The organism is Arthrobacter sp. 210 2, from assembly GCF_059093025.1.
Map to the genome: position 1 here is coordinate 82,807 of NZ_JBNHIE010000008.1, position 17,877 is coordinate 100,683.

A 17,877-nucleotide genomic window follows, 5' to 3' on the forward strand; every position below is an offset into this window, starting at 1 on the left:
GTCCTCAACCCACCCGGGCCGCGAGGCTCCCCACCGCGGACACCAGTTCGCTGAAGGCCTGCGCCGGGTTGTTGCCGGACACCACCCTGGCGTTGGGCGGGACGCCCCACAGCCCGCGGAAATCGGCCACGGTGGTTCCGACCAGCAGCGGGGACACCGTTTCGACGTCCACCGTTGCCGGCCGGGCGCTGTATTCCAGGGTGCCGGCCGCCACCCCGGCGGCGAAGAAGTCGTGGACGTGGGCCAGGTAGCCCTGGTCGTACAGCCGGTGGAACTCGAAATAGAAGCGCAGGGCATCGGACAGGTGCCTGACCAGCGCATTGTCCGAGGTACTGCGCTGCCCCTCAGGCTGGTCCGGGAGCACGAGCTCGGGGACCACGGCCCCCGCCGCTTCCGCCAGTTGCCGAACGTGCTCCGGGTGCATCTCCATCCGCTCGGTCGTGTCCAGCGAACAAACGATGGGCAGCTTGTCGAAGGGCCGGCCCCGGTAGGCGGCGTACACCTCCTTGGCCGCATGGGGGTCCACGTGGGTGTTCCATTCCGCGGTGGGAGTGGTGTTGCCCTGGTAATAGAAGCAGCCACCCATGATCACGACTTTGGCCAGCAGGTCAGGCAGTGCCGGCTCCTTGCGGAGTGCCAGGGCGAAGTTGGTCAGCGGCGCCGTGATCAATGCCGTGAGCTCCCCCGGCCGGGACCGGGCATGTTCGATCCAGAGGTCCACCGCGTCCCGCTCCGATACCTGACCTGAAGGTTCCGGCAGGACGGCGTGGCCTATCCCCTGGGGCCCGTGCGTTTCAGGTGTTGTCAGCAGCGGTATGGACAGCGGACGGCGGGCGCCGATGGCCACCTCCACGCCGGGCCGGCCGTATAGTTCCAGCAGGGCCAGGGTGTTGCGGGCCACCTGGTCCGCGTCGACGTTTCCCGGTGTTGCCGTGACCGACACGAACTCCGTGTCCGGAAGTGCGGCGAGGTAGGCCAGCGCCAGGGCATCGTCGATGCCGGTGTCGACGTCGAGGAGGTAGGCGGTCACGGCGGCCTAGAAGAGCGCGATCTTGGGCGCTGCGGGGAAGATGCTGTCCAGCTCGGCGAGGTCTGCATCCGAGGGCACCCAGTCTGCCGCTGCGGCGTTTTGCCGGACCTGCTCTGGCCTGGTGGCACCGGCAATAACGCTGGCCACGGACTTTTGGGCCGCCAGCCAGGAAAATGCGACCTCGATTTCGGTCAGGCCGCGCTGCTTGGCGAACCGGCTGAACGCGCCCAGCTGTTCCCAGTCGGCGTCGTGCACCATGTTCGTGCGGGTATGGCTGAGCCGGGACCCCTCCGGTGCGTGGCCGGGCGCGTACTTGCCCGTCAGCAGCCCGTTGGCCAGCGGGAAGTACGGGAGGACCCCCAGCCCGAATTCCTCTGCTGCGGGAGTCACCTCGAGTTCCGCGCGCCGGTCCAGGAGGTTGTAATGGTTTTGGGTGGAGATGAAGCGGGCTCCACCCAGCTGCCGCGCCACGTACTCAGCCTGGGCGATCTGCCACCCGGCCCGGTTGGAGTTGCCGATGTAGCGGACTTTTCCGCTGCTGACGAGCGCGTCGAGCGCGGCGAGGGTCTCCTCGATGGGCGTCAGCGGGTCCGGCGTGTGGAACTGGTACAGGTCGATCCAGTCCGTGCCCAGCCGGCGCAGCGAGGCTTCCACCGCCTGGATGATGTAGCGCCGTGATCCGCGGGCGCCGAAGTCGAGGCCGCTGGCACCCTTCATGTCCATCCCGAATTTGGTCGCCAGGACCACGTCCGCGCGCCGGTTGCCCAGGGCCTTTCCCAGCATGGTTTCGCTCAGCCCGGGTTCGCGGCCGTACGTGTCGGCGACGTCGAACAGGGTGATCCCGGCATCGAGGGCCGCGGAGACCACGGCGTCGGTGGCCTCCTGGGATTCGGTGGCGGTGTTGGCGCGGCCAAGGTTGTTGCAGCCCAGGCCCACCGTGGAGACGGTCAGGCCGGATTTTCCAACGCGGCGGTACGTGGTCACGGACGGCTCCTAGAGGCTGAAGCCGGTGGCGGGCTTGCCGGAGTGCTTGAGTTTGAAGTTGGCCGGCTCATTGAAGGGCGCGGCTCCGATGCTGAGCTTGGTGAAGTCCAGGTCCTCGCCGCGGGCGCAGATCTTGATGGCGTTGACGGCCTTGTTCACTTCCGGGCAAAGGCAGAAGATGTTCAGCTTGTAGTCGGTGAATTCGGAGCGCTCCACGGTACCGAGCCCCCGCCATGCGAGGTGGCTGATGAGGGCGTCCTTCGCCTTTTCCTCCAGGTAGCGGTCCCGGTCGGTGCCTTCCCTGGTCTTCAGGGCGAACTGGGCCACCACCCAGAACTGTTCCCCCTCCGGGATCTCCGCGTAGCCGTCCTCGGCGCACTGCACGGCGAAGGCGTCCAGGAGGCCCTCGGCGGCATCGGGGTCGGCGACGTCCGTCTCTTCCGTTGTGCTCTGGTGTCCCACGACGCCGAAGTTCATCACGAACTGGGCGTAGTCCTCGTCGAACCAGGCCTCCCTGAAGTGGAGGGTTCCCTCGTCGTCGCGCTTGTAGACCCTGACTATTCCGCTCATCCACGTCCCTTTGTGAACCATTCGACGTCGGTGCCGTCGAAGGGTGCCTGCTGTGCCTTGACGGCCTGGTAAAGCTTTTCTGCGGAGGCCTGGAGGGACTCTGCCAGCGCTGTGGGGTAGTCCATCGCCACCCGGTGTTCAGCGAATTCGTCCTCGTCGTCAATAAAGACACCGCGGCTGACCGTCCGGACCACGTCCAGGTCCATGTCGATGACGTGGAACTCTGTGACTTTCGGGCGGATGGTGTTCCACTCGTGCGCGACGGCCAGGTCGATGTAGATCCGCACCCCGCCGGGGTGGGCGTCATCGTAGAAGGTGGCAACCCAGTCGCCGTCGCGGGGTACCAGGAGCACGGCGTCGGACTTGGTGTAAAAGGCGGCACCGGGCCGGGAACAGAATTCGTTGGTGCCCTGGAAAATCCACCAGCCGTGCCGGTCCTCGCCCAGGTAGCGGCCCGGCACCACCCAGTGGGCTTTGCCGTTCCACTTACGGTTGCGCGCCACCACCAGCTGTCCGGGCTCCAGGCCCTCCGGAACACGGGTCCCCGCGGGGTGGTCCTCCGCCGCCGGCTCCCGCAGGACCCCCGGATACTTCAGCTCAACTTCCCCCCTCACAGGATGGGAAGGCTGCCGGTGGTGGGGTGCTGCTGCCCAGGCAGGGGACGCGCGAACGGAACCTTTGTTCCCAGAACCTGCGCGACGACGTCGTGCGCTATCTGCTGGGCGGTCAGCCCAACGCGTTCCAGGACCTGCTTGCGGGTGCCGTGGTCCAGGAACTCAACCGGCAGGCCCACCTCGTTCAGGGCGGTATCCACGCCTGCCGCGCGCATTTCCTGCCGGATCCGCGAGCCCACGCCGCCGGCCCGCACGCCGTCCTCAATGCAGATCACCAGCCGGTGGTGCGAGGCCAGCGCAATGATGGAACGGCGGACCGGAAGCACCCAGCGCGGGTCCACGACGGTGGTGCTGATGCCCTGCGCGCCCAGCCGGTTGGCGACGTCCAGGGCAAGCTCTGACATGGCACCGACGCTGATGATCAGGACATCGTTTTCGGTGGACCCGGAGGGACGGCGGGCCAGGACGTCAACGCCGTCGCTGAGGCGTTCCAGTGCTTCAATTTCGGCGCCGACGGACCCCTTGGAGAAGCGGACCACGCTGGGCGCGTCGCTGATGGCAACGGCCTCCCGAAGTTCCTCGCGGAGCCGGGTGGCGTCGCGGGGCGCGGCCAGGTGGAGCCCCGGAACGATCTGGACCATGGACATGTCCCACATGCCGTGGTGGCTGGCGCCGTCTGGCCCGGTGACGCCTGCACGGTCCAGGACGATGGTGACGCCTGCCTTATGCAGGGCGACGTCCATGAGCAGCTGGTCGAAGGCGCGGTTGAGGAACGTGGCGTAGACCGCCACCACCGGGTGCAGGCCCCCGAAGGCCATTCCCGCAGCAGCGGTGAGGGCATGCTGTTCGGCGATGCCGACGTCGATGACCCGCGCCGGGTGCCTGGCAGCGAACTTGTGCAGCCCCACGGGAATCAGCATGGCGCCGGTGATGCCTACGACGTCGTCACGCTCGTCCGCGATGGCCGCGATTTCGTTGGCGAACACGGAGGTCCAGGACTGGGCACCCGCGGTGCCAGTGGGTTCGCCCGTTTCCGGATCGATGATGCCCACGGCGTGGAACTGGTCGGCCTCGTGGGCACGGGCGGGGGCGTAGCCGTGACCCTTCTCGGTCATGGCGTGCACAATGACGGGCCCGTTGTAGTGCTTGGCCGTGGCGAGGGCATGCTCCATGGCCTGGAGGTTGTGCCCGTCAACCGGTCCGATGTACTTCATGCCCAGGTCCTCGAACATGCCCTGGGGAGCCCACCAGTCCTTGATGCCCTTCTTCATGGCATGCAGGCTCTTGTAGGTGAACTGGCCCGCCGGGCCGCCGTTCTGGAGCTTCTTCTTCCACCAGTCCAGCGCCACCTCGTACGCGGGGGCCGCGCGGAACGAGTCGATGGTGGGGCGCAGCGAGGCGAGGTAGTCCGCGAAACCGCCAACGGTGGGCGCGTAGGACCTGCCGTTGTCGTTGACCACGATGACGACGCGGCGCCGCCTGTCGGCGGCAATGTTGTTGATGGCTTCCCAAGCCATGCCGCCGGTCAGGGCGCCATCACCGACGACGGCGACGACGTGCCGGTCGCCCTGGCCGGTCAGCTGCCGGGCACGCGAGATGCCGTCGGCCCAGGACAGCGAGGAGGAAGCGTGCGAGCTTTCCACGATGTCGTGCTCTGACTCCGCGCGGGACGGGTAACCCGAGAGGCCGCCTTCCTGGCGGAGGGTGCTGAAATCCTGGCGGCCGGTCAGCAGCTTGTGGACGTACGACTGGTGGCCCGTGTCGAAGACGATGCTGTCACGCGGCGATTCGAAGATGCGGTGCACGGCGAGCGTCAGTTCCACCACGCCAAGGTTAGGGCCGAGGTGTCCGCCCGTCTGGGAGACGTTCGTGATCAGGAAATCCCTGATCTCCGAAGCCAGCTGCTTGAGCTGTTCTTCGGTTAACTCGTTCAGGTCCTGCGGATTCCGGATGGTGTCCAAGATTCCCAATGACCCCTCCTTCGGGTGGTAGACGTGCCGTTTAACTCTAACGCCTTGGTACAAATGCAAAGCCGAAGCCCCGGCTGGTCGGTGACCGGCCGGGGCTTCGGGATGGTGGTGCCTGCTGGGCAGTTACCGCTAGTTCGCGGAGATCTGGCGCAGCACGTACTGCAGGATGCCGCCGTTGCGGTAGTAATCCGCTTCACCCGGGGTATCGATGCGCAGGACCGCGTCGAAGGACTTTGTGGATCCGTCTTCGGCGGTTGCGGTGACCTTGAGGGTCTTGGGCGTGGTGCCCTCGTTCAGGGCGGTGACGCCCTCAACGGAGAACGTCTCCGTGCCTGCCAGGCCGAGCGTCGCGGCGGACTCGCCGGCCGGGAACTGGAGCGGCAGAACGCCCATGCCGATGAGGTTGGAGCGGTGGATGCGCTCGTAGCTCTCGGCGATGACGGCCTTGACGCCCAGCAGGGCCGTGCCCTTCGCGGCCCAGTCACGGGACGAGCCGGAACCGTACTCCTTGCCGGCCAGGACCACCAGCGGGGTGCCGGCTGCCTGGTAGTTCTGCGCGGCGTCGTACACGTAAGCCTGCGGGCCGCCTTCCTGGGTGAAGTCGCGGGTGAAGCCACCTTCGACGCCGTCCAGGATCTGGTTCTTGATGCGGATGTTCGCGAACGTTCCGCGGATCATGACCTCGTGGTTGCCACGGCGGGAGCCGTAGGAGTTGAAGTCCTTGCGCTCCACGCCGTTGGCCAGCAGGTACTGGCCGGCAGGGGTGTCGGACTTGAACGAACCGGCCGGGGAGATGTGGTCGGTGGTGACCGAATCGCCCAGCTTGAGGAGCACGCGGGCACCGGTGATGTCCGTGACCGGCTCCGGCTGCGCCTGCATGCCCTCGAAGTACGGGGGCTTCCGGACGTAGGTGGAGTTCGGGTCCCAGGCGAAGGTGTCGCCGGCGGGGGTGTCGAGCGCCTTCCAGCGCGCGTCGCCGTCGAAGACGCCTTCGTAGCCCTTGGCGAACATCTCTTTGTCGATCGAGGAGTCGATGACCTGCTGGACCTCAACCGGGTTGGGCCAGATGTCCTTCAGGAAGACGTCGTTGCCGGCCTCGTCCTTGCCGAGGGCATCGGTTTCGAAGTCGAAGTCCATGGAACCGGCCAGGGCGTACGCGATGACCAACGGCGGGGAGGCCAGGTAGTTCATCTTGACGTCCGGGTTGATGCGGCCTTCGAAGTTGCGGTTGCCCGAGAGGACAGCAGCGACGGCGAGGTCGTTGGCCTGGATTGCCTCGGAGACTTCGGCTTCCAGCGGGCCGGAGTTGCCGATGCAGGTGGCGCAGCCGTAGCCCACGATGTAGAAGCCCAGCTTCTCCAGGTAGGGGGTCAGGCCGGACTTTTCGTAGTAGTCCGTGACGACCTTCGAGCCGGGGGCGACGGAGGTCTTGACCCACGGCTTGGCGGTGAGGCCCTTTTCGACGGCGTTGCGGGCCAGCACGGCGGCGGCGAGCATGACCGAAGGGTTGGACGTGTTGGTGCAGGACGTGATGGAGGCGATGGTCACCGCTCCGTGGTCCAGCTCAAACTCGCGTCCGTCGGCCATCTTGACCGGAACCGGGCTGGAGATGCGGCCGGCGCCGCCGTGCGCTGCCGAGTACTTCGGCGGTTCGCGGTCGGTGTCGGAGATGTGCGTGGCTCCGGCGGTGAAGGAGGGCGAGTCCGAGGCCGGGAAGGTCTCCTCGAGCGACTCGTCCAGGGTGCCGGCGTCGGCGTCGTGGGAGACGTAGTTCTTGAGGTCGTGGCGGAACTCGTCCTTGGCCTCGGTCAGCTCGATGCGGTCCTGCGGGCGTTTGGGGCCTGCGATGGACGGCACAACCGTGGACAGGTCCAGTTCCAGGTACTCCGAGAACTTGATGTCGCGGGACGGATCGTGCCAGAGGCCCTGTTCCTTGGCGTAGGACTCCACGAGTGCCACGTTCTGGTCCGACCGGCCGGTGAGGCGCAGGTAGTCCAGCGTGACGTCGTCGATGGGGAACATGGCGGCGGTGGAACCGAATTCCGGGCTCATGTTGCCGATGGTGGCGCGGTTGGCGAGCGGCACTGCGGCCACGCCTTCGCCGTAGAACTCGACGAACTTGCCCACTACACCGTGCTTGCGGAGCATCTCGGTGATGGTCAGCACAACGTCGGTGGCGGTGGCGCCTGCGGGGATGCTGCCGCTGAGCTTGAAGCCGACCACGCGCGGGATGAGCATGGAGACGGGCTGGCCGAGCATGGCTGCCTCGGCTTCGATGCCGCCGACGCCCCAGCCGAGCACGCCCAGGCCGTTGACCATGGTGGTGTGCGAATCGGTGCCGACGCAGGTATCCGGGTAGGCGCGGAGGGCGCCGTCAACCTCGCGGGTCATGACGGTGCGTGCCAGGTATTCGATGTTGACCTGGTGCACGATGCCGGTTCCCGGGGGAACCACCTTGAAGTCGTCAAATGCGGTCTGGCCCCAGCGCAGGAACTGGTAACGCTCGCCATTGCGCTGGTATTCAATCTCCATGTTGCGCTCCAGCGCGCCGGAGTTGCCGAATGCATCGATCTGGACCGAGTGGTCAATGACCATCTCGGCAGGTGCCAGCGGGTTGACCCGCTTGGGGTCTCCACCCAGTTCCTTGACGGCTTCACGCATCGTCGCCAGGTCCACCACGCAGGGGACGCCGGTGAAGTCCTGCATGATCACGCGTGCCGGCGTGAACTGGATTTCTGTATCGGGCTGGGCGTTGGGATCCCAGCCGGCCAAGGCGCGAACGTGATCGGCAGTGATGTTCGCGCCGTCCTCGGTCCTCAACAGGTTTTCAAGCAATACCTTGAGGCTGAACGGAAGGTTTTCTGCACCTTCAACGGAGTTCAACCGGAAAATTTCGTATTCGGTTCCGGCTACATTAAGTTTGCCTTTTGAACCGAAGCTGTCCACAGTGCTCATCGCAGGACTCCTCTCGCAACAGTTTCATCTTTGTCGCGCGGTTGACCGCCTGCTAGTTAGGACGCCCTAATTAGTTCCGGGCCCGAAAATTGCACACGGCCGGCCGTGATTACGGAGCGCGACGTGGGACTACTACGCCCCATAGTAGTGGCATCATCCGCCGGGAGTCAGTAGGGCAACGGTCTCCATGTGGTGGGTATGGGGGTAGAGGTCGAAGGCCCTGAGCCCCGCCAGGTCCCAGCCGGACTGCCGGAAGTAACCTACATCACGGGCGAACGACGCCGGATCGCAGGACACGTAGGCAATGGCGCGCGGCTGCGACGCCACGAGCTGGCCCACCACCGCCTTGCCGGCGCCGGCCCTGGGCGGGTCCAGGATCAGGGCGTCGAAATTCCGCGGTTTTTGGCGGAGGATCCGCTCCACGCGGCCCTGGACGATCTCCACCTGCGGCGCTGCGTGCAGGTTCTTGCGCGCGTCCCGGCTGGTTCCGGGAGCACCTTCAACGGACAGCACGGAGCCCGTCTCCCCCACTGCGTCGGCCAGCACGGCCGTGAAAAGGCCGGCACCGGCATAGAGGTCTGCCACCACGGCGCCGGCATGCAGGAATCCGCCGCTGTGCAGGAATTCTGTGACAGCCCCCACAAGTGCCCCGGGCGCGTCACGGTGGATCTGCCAGAACCCGGCACCGGTGACCCGGTAGTCGTGCCCCGCCGCCGATTCCTGCACCCACATGCGGCCCCGGACCTGCCGCACGTCTTCCGTGGCCGGGTCGAAGGAGGCAACCGAGACGTCCTCCGGCAGGGCGGCCGCGATGGCGTTGAGCCGCTTGGCTTTTGTCCCGGGGGCCGGCGCGAGCAGCACCAGCGGCCGGGAACCGTTGCCCGGGGCAGCCACCTCCACCCGTTCGATGCCCTGCAGGTCGATGTCCCACAGCCGCAGGTTGTTGATTGGGTCGGTGGCCAGCGGCATCTCCCGCACGGGAACGATGTGCCCGGACCGGTGGGCGTGCATGCCAAGTTTGCCGCCGGGGGTGACCGAAAAGCTGGCGCGCGTCCGCCACCCCAGCCCGCTGCCGCCGTCGGACGCTTCCCCCACGGCCTCCACCGCGTTGGCATCCAGCCCCGGCGGCAGGTGCTCGACGCCGGCCAGCCGGCTGAGCTGCTCGGCCAGCACCTCGGCCTTCAGGCTCCGCTGCCGCGCCAGGGCAATGTGCCCGAATTCCGCACCGCCCACGGGCGGATGGCCGTGCCCCCACGCGCGGCGGGCATCGGCCGGGCGCCAGAAGTGCTCCACGCGGTCCGGTGAGGCGTCCAGCACTTCGACGACGTCGGCGCGCCAGAACTTGGCTTTGTCCTCCGCGTCCGTCAGCCGCACCCGGACCTTTTCGCCGGGGATGCCGTGCCGGACAAAGATGACGCGTCCCTCGTGCCGGGCAACGGTGTGGCCGCCGTGGGCAATCGGCCCAAGGTCGAGAACCGCTTCTTCGCCGGCGTGCCCGCCGGCATCCGGCGTCAGGGCTGCTGTGGTGGATGTTCTGGCAATCATTGGACGTCCTGGAGGTTCTTTGCTTCTTCGGATGATTTGAGCTGCCACGGGACACTGGCCACCATGACCCCGGGTTCGAAATGCAGCCGCGTCTTGATGCGCAGCGCGGTCTGGTTGTGCACCAGCTGCTCCCACCACTTGCCCACGACATATTCGGGGATGTACACCACGATGAGGTCGCGCGGTGAATCAAGCCGCATCTGCTTGATGTACTCCATGATGGGGTTGACCGTTTCACGGTAGGGGCTTGCCAGCACTGTCAGCGGCACGGGGATTTCGAGCTTGTCCCAGTCGGCTACTGTCTGGGCTGTCTCCTCCGTGTCGATGTCCACGGTGATGGCGTCCAGCCGCGAAGGCCGGGACGCGCGGGCGTAGGCCAGGGCCCGCAGCACGGGCTTGCGGACGTGGGATACCAGCAGGACCGCGTGGACCCTGGTGGGCAAAGCGCGCGGCGATGAGTCCTCGTCCACTGCGAGCTCCTTGGCCACGTTGTCGTAGTGCGCCCGGATGCTCCACATGATCAGGAAAAGCACGAACATGGCGAGCAACGCGATCCACGCGCCCTGCTCGAATTTGGTGATCAGGACGATCACCAGGACCAGCGCCGTCATGCCGAAGCCGATGCTGTTGATGGTGCGGGACTTGAGCATGCGGCGCCGCACCGCTTTGTCCTTGGCCAGTTTCAGCTCCCGGCCCCAGTGCCGGATCATGCCCAGCTGGCTGGCGGTGAAGGAGATGAAGACACCCACGATGTAGAGCTGGATGAGTTTGGTCACGTCCGCGTTGAACGCGATGATCAGCACCAGCGCACCGGCTGCGAGGGCAAGGACGCCATTGCTGAAGGCGAGCCGGTCGCCGCGGGTCCGCAGCTGCCGGGGAAGGTAGCCGTCCTGGGCCAGGATGGAACCCAGGACCGGGAAGCCGTTGAAGGCGGTGTTGGCCGCAAACACGAGGATGACGCCGGTGGCCGCCACCACAATGTAGAACGGAATGGACCCGGAACCGAAGATGGTCTGGGCGATCTGGCTGATGGCGGGGTTCTGGATATAGCCCTCGGGCAGCGGGCTGCCGTTCAGCAGGAACTCGGTGGCGGGGTCCAGGACGATATGGACCTTGGTGGCGTTGGCCAGGTAGATGATGCCTGCCAGCATCGCGGCGCCGATCACGCCCAACAGCAGCAGCGTGGTGGCGGCGTTTTTGCTTTTCGGGGGGCGGAAATTGGGCACGCCGTTGCTGATCGCTTCAACACCGGTAAGCGCCGCGGCTCCCGAAGAGAAGGCCCGGAGCAGCAGGAACGCGCCGGCCAGACCCACCAGCCCCTCGTCAAAGCCGGGGGCGGGCACGATCGTAAACGCGGCCGACGGTGCTTCGCCAAGCTGGCCGGTGGCTGCCTGGAAGATGCCCACTGCCGTCATGCCAAGGATTGAGGCCATAAAGATGTACGTCGGGACAGCGAAGACACTCCCGGCCTCTTTAATGCCCCTCAGGTTGACCAGGGCAAGGATCACGACGCCGGTGGCCGCGATCAAAGCCTGCTGACCGTGCAGAGACGGGACGGCGGTGGTGAGGTATGTCGCGGCCGAGGAAATGGACACGGCAACGGTCAGGACGTAGTCCACCAGCAGGGCCGACGCCACCGTCAGTCCCGCGTACTTGCCGAGGTTCTCCCCGGCGATCTCGTAGTCTCCGCCACCAGAGGGGTAGGCGTGGACGTTCTGCCGGTAGGAGGCCACCACCGTCAGGAGCACAACGATGACGGCCAGTCCCACCCAGGGTGAAAACGCCACGGCAGTGACACCGGCCAGGGCCAGGGTGAGGAGGATTTCATCCGGCGCGTAGGCTACGGATGAGAGGGCGTCGGACGCGAAAACCGGCAGTGCGATCTTTTTGGGAAGCAGCGTATGGGCGAGGCGGTCGTTCCGGAATGGCCTGCCCACCAGCACGCGTTTGACGGCGTTCAATATTGTCAGCACTCCACAAAGCTAGTCGGATTCCCGGGTGATGTCATGACGGCATCGGAGCGGCAGGAACCTGCCGGGCTGCCGGTAGAGTTCTAGCTGCACGACCTGGACGGAATTACAGAGGAGATACGGTGGCGCATTTCGTGATCATGGGATGTGGCCGGGTGGGAGCGACGCTGGCGCACACGCTGGAGGATGCCGGGCATTCCGTAGCCATCATCGACCAGGACGACCGCGCCTTCCGCCGGCTCCGCCAGGGTTTCACCGGCCGCAAGGTCACCGGCGTCGGCTTTGACCGCGACACCCTCAAGCAGGCAGGCGTGGATGAGGCCTATGCCTTCGCCGCGGTGTCCAGCGGTGACAACTCCAACATCCTGGCCACCCGGGTGGCCCGCGAGACCTTCCACGTCCCCCACGTCGTCGCCCGGATCTACGATCCCGGCCGCGCCGAAATCTACCAGCGACTTGGCATTCCCACCGTCGCGGCGGTGCGCTGGAGCGCCGACCAGGTGCTGCGCCGCATCCTTCCCGAGCAGCACCTCGCAGGTGACTTCCGTGAACCATCGGGACGCCTGGTCCTGGCCGAACTTGACCTCGACGCCGGCTGGATCGGCCACCGGATCACCAGCATCGAGAAGGCGGCCGATGTCCGCGTGGCCTACCTCACCCGCTTCGGTGAAGGACTGCTGCCTGACGCCGGAACCGCCTACCAGGACGGCGACACCGTGCACGCCATGCTGCAGGTTGACCGCAGCTCGCAGGTCGCCCAGATCCTGGCCAAAGCCCCCGCCAAGGAGATGCAGTGAAAGTCGTTATCGTCGGCGCAGGCAGCGTCGGATCGTCCATCGCCAGGGAACTGCTGGCGCACAAGCATGAGATCCTGCTGATCGACCTCAAGCCGGAAGTAATCGGGCGCAGCGGGCTTCGGGGCGCGCACTGGCTGGTGGGCGATGCCTGCGAGTTGAGTACGCTCCAGGGCGCGAAGGTGGAGGAAGCGGATGTGGTGGTGTCCGCCACCGGCGACGACAAGGTCAACCTGGTGGTGTCCTTGCTGGCGAAGACCGAGTTTGGCGTCGGCCGCACGGTGGGCCGCGTGAACAACCCCAAGAACGACTGGATGTTCAACGATTCCTGGGGCGTGGACGTTGCCGTGAATACGCCGCAGCTGATGACCGCGCTGGTGGAGGAAGCCGTGGAGATCGGCGACCTGGTCCGGCTCCTCACCCTCCAGACCGGCGTTTCCGCGCTGGTCGAATTTACCGTCCCCCATGATTCGCACGTGATTGGCCAGACCGTGGGAGAGATCCGCTGGCCGGAGGATTCCACCCTGGTGGCGATCCTGCGGGACCACGCCCCCATCACTCCCAGCCGTGATGACGTCATCGACGGGGGCGACGAGCTGTTTTTCGTCACCACCATCGCGGCGGAGGACGATCTGCGCGCCCTGCTTTCCGCCGATGCCGCGGAAACGGCCGGTGCCGCGCGTCCAGCAGGCGAAGAGCCGGCAGTTGCCGCGCCCGCGGAGCAGCAGGTGCCCGAGGACGACGGCTTCGACGGCTAAGGGGCGTCAGGCTTTCGCTGCCGGCCCCTCGCCTGCAAGGTCGTCGGCCGGCGCCGGCCGGGTGACCAGCCAGGCGATCCAGACGCCCAGGATGTACAGCGGAGCGCCCATCAGGAGCCGGGTGGTGGCGAGTGCGGCAAGGCCGTCCTGGCCCATCAGGTACAGCGGAACCTGGACGATGAGCCGCAGTGCCAGGACAGCCACGATGATCCACGTCCCCAGCTGGTAGGCCCTGAGCCGGTCCGGTTCCTTGCGCCAGTCAAGGCCTTCGTTGCGGATGAAGCCAAAGAGCAGGCCGGCCACGGGCCACTTGATGAAGACCGAGACCGCCATCGCAAGGATGTAGCCCGCGTTGGTGAAGAAGCCGAGGAGGTAGAAGTCCTCGGCCTTCCCGGTGGTGTTGGCCAGCCAGGCGGAAATTCCGACGCCGACAACACCGGCAAGTGCCTGGGTGAGGGGCCGCCGCTGGATCAGCCGTACGACCGTAAACACCGCTGCCGCGGCCAGCGCGGCAATGAGGGACAGCGTAAGTTCCTGGGTGATGGTGAAGGTCACCAGGAAGACCAGGCCCGGCATGATGCTTTCGGCGATGCCCTGGACTCCACCGGCGCTGCGCAGGACATCGACCCGGCCGTCGTGGGTACGGTGCAGGCCGGCCTTGGCAGCGTAGTCGGCGGCGAGGCCGGCAACGGGCGAGGGCTCCTGGGGCGTCCGCGGATCCCTTTCCTGGCCGCTGCCCTCGGACTGGGACGGGTCGGGCTGGGGCGCGGTCATTCGTTCTCCTGGTGGGACAGTATTTCGTAGCGGGGGTTGAACATGGTGGGCATGCCCTCACTGCGGGACAGCATGCCTTCAAGCCGGAGTTCGGTTCCCGCTTCAATCCCCGGCACGCGCCTGCGTCCGAGCCACACCACGCGGAGCCTGGCACGCCGGCCCTGCGCAACTCCCGCCCGTTCGGGTTCGGCGTCGGAAACGATGGCGCTGAAGGCGGCCGTCCGGTCGGCCGGGACGTAGGTGATGGATTCGATGCGTCCCTGGCAGAGCACGCGGCCCTTGGGCGGCAGTTGACTGAGGGGGGTAATCGCGGCGTCGCCGCGTGATGTTCCCCCTGGCACAGGATCAGCCAATTGCTGTGGTTTCGGGCCCACGCTCTGGTTCCTGCAGGTTGGGGGCAGCCGGCGGCGGCGTGGTGGTTGCGTCCTTGGGCAGCCGCAGCTGGAGCAGGTCACGGGGCGGCATGGGGCTGTCGCCGCGGATCACCACCACCTGCCGGAACAGGGTTTCGAGCGGTTCTGCTGCCTGGCGTTCCAGGGCCGCTGCACCGCCGAGGACACCGCGGAGGAACCAGCGGGGACCGTCGACGCCGATGAAGCGGGCCACACGGTAGCCCTGGCTGCCGTCGGGGAGGCCTGCGGGAAGCTTGGCCACGAGTTCGGTTCCGAACGTGCCCTCGATTTCCTCGACCTGGCCGCCCTGGGCGCCCACGGATTGCCCGATCTGGCCGCGGATCTCGTCCCACAGCTCCTCCGTCTTCGGGGCGGCGAACGCCTGCAGCTGGAGGCTGGACCCGTTGAGGTCCAGGGTGACCGCGACAACGCGCTGGGTGGCTTCCTCCACCTCGAGGCGCAGCTGGAGGCCCTCGCTGGGGGTGATCAGGAGCGCGCCAAGGTCAACGTAGCCGTCGCGGCTGCTGATCTCGGATTCATCGAACGGCCCGCTGGTGCGGCGTCCGATGCCGTCCGCAACGGCCTCTGCGGCGTCCGCGGCCGTCAGCGGCTCGTCCGGTTCGGCTGCCTGTTCCTTCTTGGCTTTCCTGCCGAGCCCAAAGACCATGAGGGGTGTCTCCTTTAATTATGAAAGTTCCGGTCCGGCCCAAGGCGGCCCCGCCGTCGTTCTGTGCTGTCCCCGGCCGGCCAGCTGCCGGGGCAATGAATCAGGCTCAGGGCAGGTTGAAGCCGCCGGTTGACCCGAAACCTCCCGTGCCGCGCACGGAGTCGCTCAATTCATTGACGGGGATGAACTGCGCATGCTCGACGCGCTGGATGACCATCTGCGCAATTCTATCGCCGCGCCGGAGTTCTATGGCCTGGCTGGCATCGGTGTTCAGCAGCGTGACGGAAATTTCACCGCGGTAGCCCGCATCCACTGTTCCGGGGGCGTTCACGATGGTGAGGCCGTGCTTGGTGGCCAGGCCGGACCGGGGGTGGATCAGGGCCACGAAGCCGTGTGGAAGCGCAATGGCCACCCCGGTGGGGACAAGCCTGCGCTCCCCCGGCTGCAGGACAACGTCTTCCCTGGCACGGAGGTCGGCGCCGGCGTCGCCCGGGTGCGCGTAGGAGGGCGCTTCGAGGCCGGGGTCCAGCATCTTCAGCTGGACTTCGAGGGTGGGAGCCGGAGCGCCGGCGGCCAGGCCTGCGGGCGCGTCGCCGGAAACAGTGTCAAGTGTGGCGGGTTGGTCAGTCACAGTCACTCACTCTAACCCGCGCGCCCGTATCCGTCCTAGGGCGGGCCCTCTATCTCCAGGACGTGCTCCTGGGACGCTGCCAGGACGTCCTGCGCGGCCGGGCGCCAAGATGAAATAGCCAGGCAAAGGTGGAAAGCTTGGCGCATGCCCGAATCAAGCTCCCCTGCGCCCGTTCCCCACCAGCCGTCCACGGGAGCGCCGGTGATCTACAAAGAGAAGCTCTGGCCCAATGCCTGGATGTGGATCATCGCGGCCGGCGTCTCCGGGGCCGGGATCCTGGTGTTCGCCCCCATCAGCGCGGCCGCCGGCTACACCGCCGCAGCGGTGCTTTTTGCCATCATTGCCGTCCTCCTGGTTCTGTCCACCCCCAGCATCGTGGTGACCGATGACGCCCTGACCGTGGGGCGGGCAACCATCGAGCGCAAGTTCGTGGGAGCGGTCCAGCAGTTCCGCGGCGAGGAAGCAACGGCGGAACGCGGGACGCGGCTCAACGGTCTGGCATACCTCTGCATCCGGGGCTGGATCGATCCGGTCGTGAAGGTGGACATCACCGACCCGGCGGACCGGACACCGTACTGGCTGGCCTCCACCAGGAATCCTGACCAACTCACGGCAGCCCTGACCCGCAGGTAGCACCCGGCCCCGGCTTCGGGCCTGGCCCTTCGCAACCCCTGCAGCGGGACTTGCCGCCCCGTTACCTGCCCCTACCTCCCCCGGACGTACCCGGATCCTGCGGAAAATCGCGGCGCGCCCTGCCCCTTGAGCCAAAACAGGTGCAGCGGGTGGCAGAGTTTCGGTTGATAGTAATGCCAGGGTGGAGGATTTGTATGCAGGATCTACGGCTTGTAGGCGTGCACGACGACGGGACGCACCTCCTGTTGAGCAGTGCCGGCGGCGAGATGTTCCAGCTGCCGATCGACGAAGCGCTGAGGACGGCGAGCCGGACAACGGGAAAGCGGTCGGCCGAGCGGCCTGCCATTCCCATGTCCCCTCGGGATATCCAGGCACGGATCCGTGCCGGTGCCACGGCAGCCGATGTTGCTGAACTGTCCGGCCTGCCGCTCGCTAAGGTTGAACGCTACGAGGGCCCTGTCCTGGCGGAACGGGAGTACGTGGCGCAGCAGGCACGCAAGGTGGAGGTTGCCACGCCCTCCCCCGGCCACGACGCCTACCGCTCAGCCTTCGGTGACAACCCGGCAACCCTCGCCGAGATGGTGGCCCATCGGCTGTCCGCCCATGGCATCGATCCCTCAACAGTTGAGTGGGATTCCTGGCGCCGGCAGGACGGTACCTGGACAGTTTCGGCCAGTTTTGAGCCGAAAACCGACGGCACGGCGGGCATCGGCGAGGAGCCGCCGGCACTGTGGACTTTCAGCCCCGCGCGCAGGTCCCTGCACAATGCCAACCGCTGGGCGCAGCAGCTCAGTGAACTTGAACCTCTCGACGGCCCCGTCCCCGCCCGGCGCCTCTCGGCCGTGTCAGACCGCCCCTTCGACTTTGAGACCGATGCGGACACCGCACGCACTGGCCCCGCCAGCCACACCGCGCCTGTCCAGTCTCCCGGCAAGGAGTCGGACGGCCTGCTGGACATGCTCCGGTCACGCCGCGGACAGCGGCTGGGCGTGGACGAGGACTCCGACGACGCCCTCGCAATGCTGCTGACGCACGGCGTGCCGGCCGCCCATCCGCGGCCCTCGGAAGTCATTCCGGAACCGGAAGAGCAGGACGCGGAGCCGCAGGAAAAGAACGACGACGCTCCCGCCGCCAAGGGCGATTCCTTCATCCGCCGGCGCGACACCCGCCCCTCGATGCTGTCCAGGCTCAGCCTCATTCCGCCGCATCATGATCCCACCGAAGAGGCCTTGCGGCTGCACGACGGCGTCAGCACCGAGACGCGCGAAATCACCATCGTTGCGTCCCCCACGCGTCCGTCCGTGGCCACGCCATCCGCTGAGGGAGATGGCGGGCCTGCACTCGGTACTGGCGCAGGAACGGGCACATCCCCGTCTTCCGGTGCCGGACTCGACGAACTGCTGGGTGGAAATGTCCGGCGCAGGGCATCACGCCACGACGAGGGCTCTCCTGCAACAGGCCAGTTGCCCGAGACGGACGCCCCGGAACGCCAGCCGTCCCGGCCCAAGCGTTCCAGTGTGCCGTCCTGGGATGAGATCGTCTTCGGCACCCGCGGCGACTAGCACGGTCCAACAGCCACCGAAGTTCCAT

At 66.7% G+C, this 17,877-nt stretch carries 16 protein-coding genes; 4 read left to right on the forward strand and 12 right to left on the reverse strand.

Annotation, left to right across the window (positions count from 1 at the left end):
• Positions 1–4: 4 nt before the first annotated feature.
• The 8 genes from AC5RWA_RS15440 to AC5RWA_RS15475 form a co-directional block, all read right to left on the reverse strand.
• On the reverse strand, positions 5–1,030 hold the full coding sequence (locus tag AC5RWA_RS15440) for a nucleoside hydrolase (RefSeq protein WP_494058218.1): 1,026 nt from the start codon (positions 1,028–1,030) through the stop codon (positions 5–7).
• Positions 1,031–1,036: 6 nt separating this feature from the next.
• Positions 1,037–2,014 carry an aldo/keto reductase gene (locus tag AC5RWA_RS15445; protein ID WP_494058219.1) on the reverse strand — a complete coding sequence of 326 codons (978 nt, stop codon included), beginning with the start codon at positions 2,012–2,014 and terminating at the stop codon, positions 1,037–1,039.
• A gap of 9 nt (positions 2,015–2,023) precedes the next feature.
• Entirely contained in the window at positions 2,024–2,584 is a 561-nt protein-coding gene (locus AC5RWA_RS15450; protein WP_494058220.1) for a hypothetical protein, read from the reverse strand.
• Complete coding sequence (locus tag AC5RWA_RS15455; RefSeq protein WP_494058221.1) at positions 2,581–3,198, reverse strand: DUF402 domain-containing protein; 618 nt, start codon at positions 3,196–3,198, stop codon at positions 2,581–2,583. The genes AC5RWA_RS15450 and AC5RWA_RS15455 overlap by 4 nt, the downstream gene beginning before the upstream one ends.
• A complete protein-coding gene (gene dxs, locus AC5RWA_RS15460; protein WP_494058222.1) occupies positions 3,195–5,168 on the reverse strand; it encodes a 1-deoxy-D-xylulose-5-phosphate synthase in 1,974 nt (657 codons plus the stop codon). Before dxs ends, AC5RWA_RS15455 begins: the two co-directional genes overlap by 4 nt.
• Positions 5,169–5,297: 129 nt before the next feature.
• Entirely contained in the window at positions 5,298–8,123 is a 2,826-nt protein-coding gene (locus AC5RWA_RS15465) for an aconitate hydratase (protein ID WP_494058223.1), read from the reverse strand.
• Between the two features lie 153 nt (positions 8,124–8,276).
• The gene (locus AC5RWA_RS15470; RefSeq protein WP_494058224.1) at positions 8,277–9,668 is read right to left on the reverse strand and encodes a class I SAM-dependent RNA methyltransferase; all 1,392 of its coding nucleotides are present in this window, start codon (positions 9,666–9,668) and stop codon (positions 8,277–8,279) included.
• A complete protein-coding gene (locus AC5RWA_RS15475; RefSeq protein ID WP_494058225.1) occupies positions 9,665–11,641 on the reverse strand; it encodes an APC family permease in 1,977 nt (658 codons plus the stop codon). The genes AC5RWA_RS15470 and AC5RWA_RS15475 overlap by 4 nt, the downstream gene beginning before the upstream one ends.
• 119 nt (positions 11,642–11,760) lie before the next feature.
• Here AC5RWA_RS15475 and AC5RWA_RS15480 point away from each other — a divergent pair, with 119 nt between their 5' ends.
• Complete coding sequence (locus tag AC5RWA_RS15480; protein WP_079597108.1) at positions 11,761–12,435, forward strand: potassium channel family protein; 675 nt, start codon at positions 11,761–11,763, stop codon at positions 12,433–12,435.
• Entirely contained in the window at positions 12,432–13,190 is a 759-nt protein-coding gene (locus AC5RWA_RS15485) for a potassium channel family protein (RefSeq protein ID WP_494058226.1), read from the forward strand. Before AC5RWA_RS15480 ends, AC5RWA_RS15485 begins: the two co-directional genes overlap by 4 nt.
• A gap of 6 nt (positions 13,191–13,196) precedes the next feature.
• Here the strand turns inward: AC5RWA_RS15485 and AC5RWA_RS15490 are convergent, their stop codons facing one another.
• From AC5RWA_RS15490 to dut, 4 genes are all read right to left on the reverse strand, one after another.
• Positions 13,197–13,964 carry a DUF3159 domain-containing protein gene (locus tag AC5RWA_RS15490; protein ID WP_275726246.1) on the reverse strand — a complete coding sequence of 256 codons (768 nt, stop codon included), beginning with the start codon at positions 13,962–13,964 and terminating at the stop codon, positions 13,197–13,199.
• Positions 13,961–14,317 carry a single stranded DNA-binding domain-containing protein gene (locus AC5RWA_RS15495; protein WP_494058227.1) on the reverse strand — a complete coding sequence of 119 codons (357 nt, stop codon included), beginning with the start codon at positions 14,315–14,317 and terminating at the stop codon, positions 13,961–13,963. Before AC5RWA_RS15495 ends, AC5RWA_RS15490 begins: the two co-directional genes overlap by 4 nt.
• Positions 14,310–15,023: a DUF3710 domain-containing protein gene (locus AC5RWA_RS15500; protein ID WP_494058228.1), complete on the reverse strand. Its 714-nt coding sequence runs from the start codon at positions 15,021–15,023 to the stop codon at positions 14,310–14,312. Before AC5RWA_RS15500 ends, AC5RWA_RS15495 begins: the two co-directional genes overlap by 8 nt.
• A gap of 106 nt (positions 15,024–15,129) precedes the next feature.
• Entirely contained in the window at positions 15,130–15,654 is a 525-nt protein-coding gene (gene dut / locus AC5RWA_RS15505; RefSeq protein ID WP_079597113.1) for a dUTP diphosphatase, read from the reverse strand.
• 144 nt (positions 15,655–15,798) lie between these two features.
• On the opposite strand from dut, the gene AC5RWA_RS15510 reads away from it, so the two are divergent.
• The gene (locus AC5RWA_RS15510) at positions 15,799–16,287 is read left to right on the forward strand and encodes a DUF3093 domain-containing protein (RefSeq protein WP_115524614.1); all 489 of its coding nucleotides are present in this window, start codon (positions 15,799–15,801) and stop codon (positions 16,285–16,287) included.
• A gap of 194 nt (positions 16,288–16,481) precedes the next feature.
• On the forward strand, positions 16,482–17,849 hold the full coding sequence (gene sepH / locus AC5RWA_RS15515) for a septation protein SepH (RefSeq protein WP_494058229.1): 1,368 nt from the start codon (positions 16,482–16,484) through the stop codon (positions 17,847–17,849).
• Positions 17,850–17,877 lie beyond the last annotated feature (28 nt).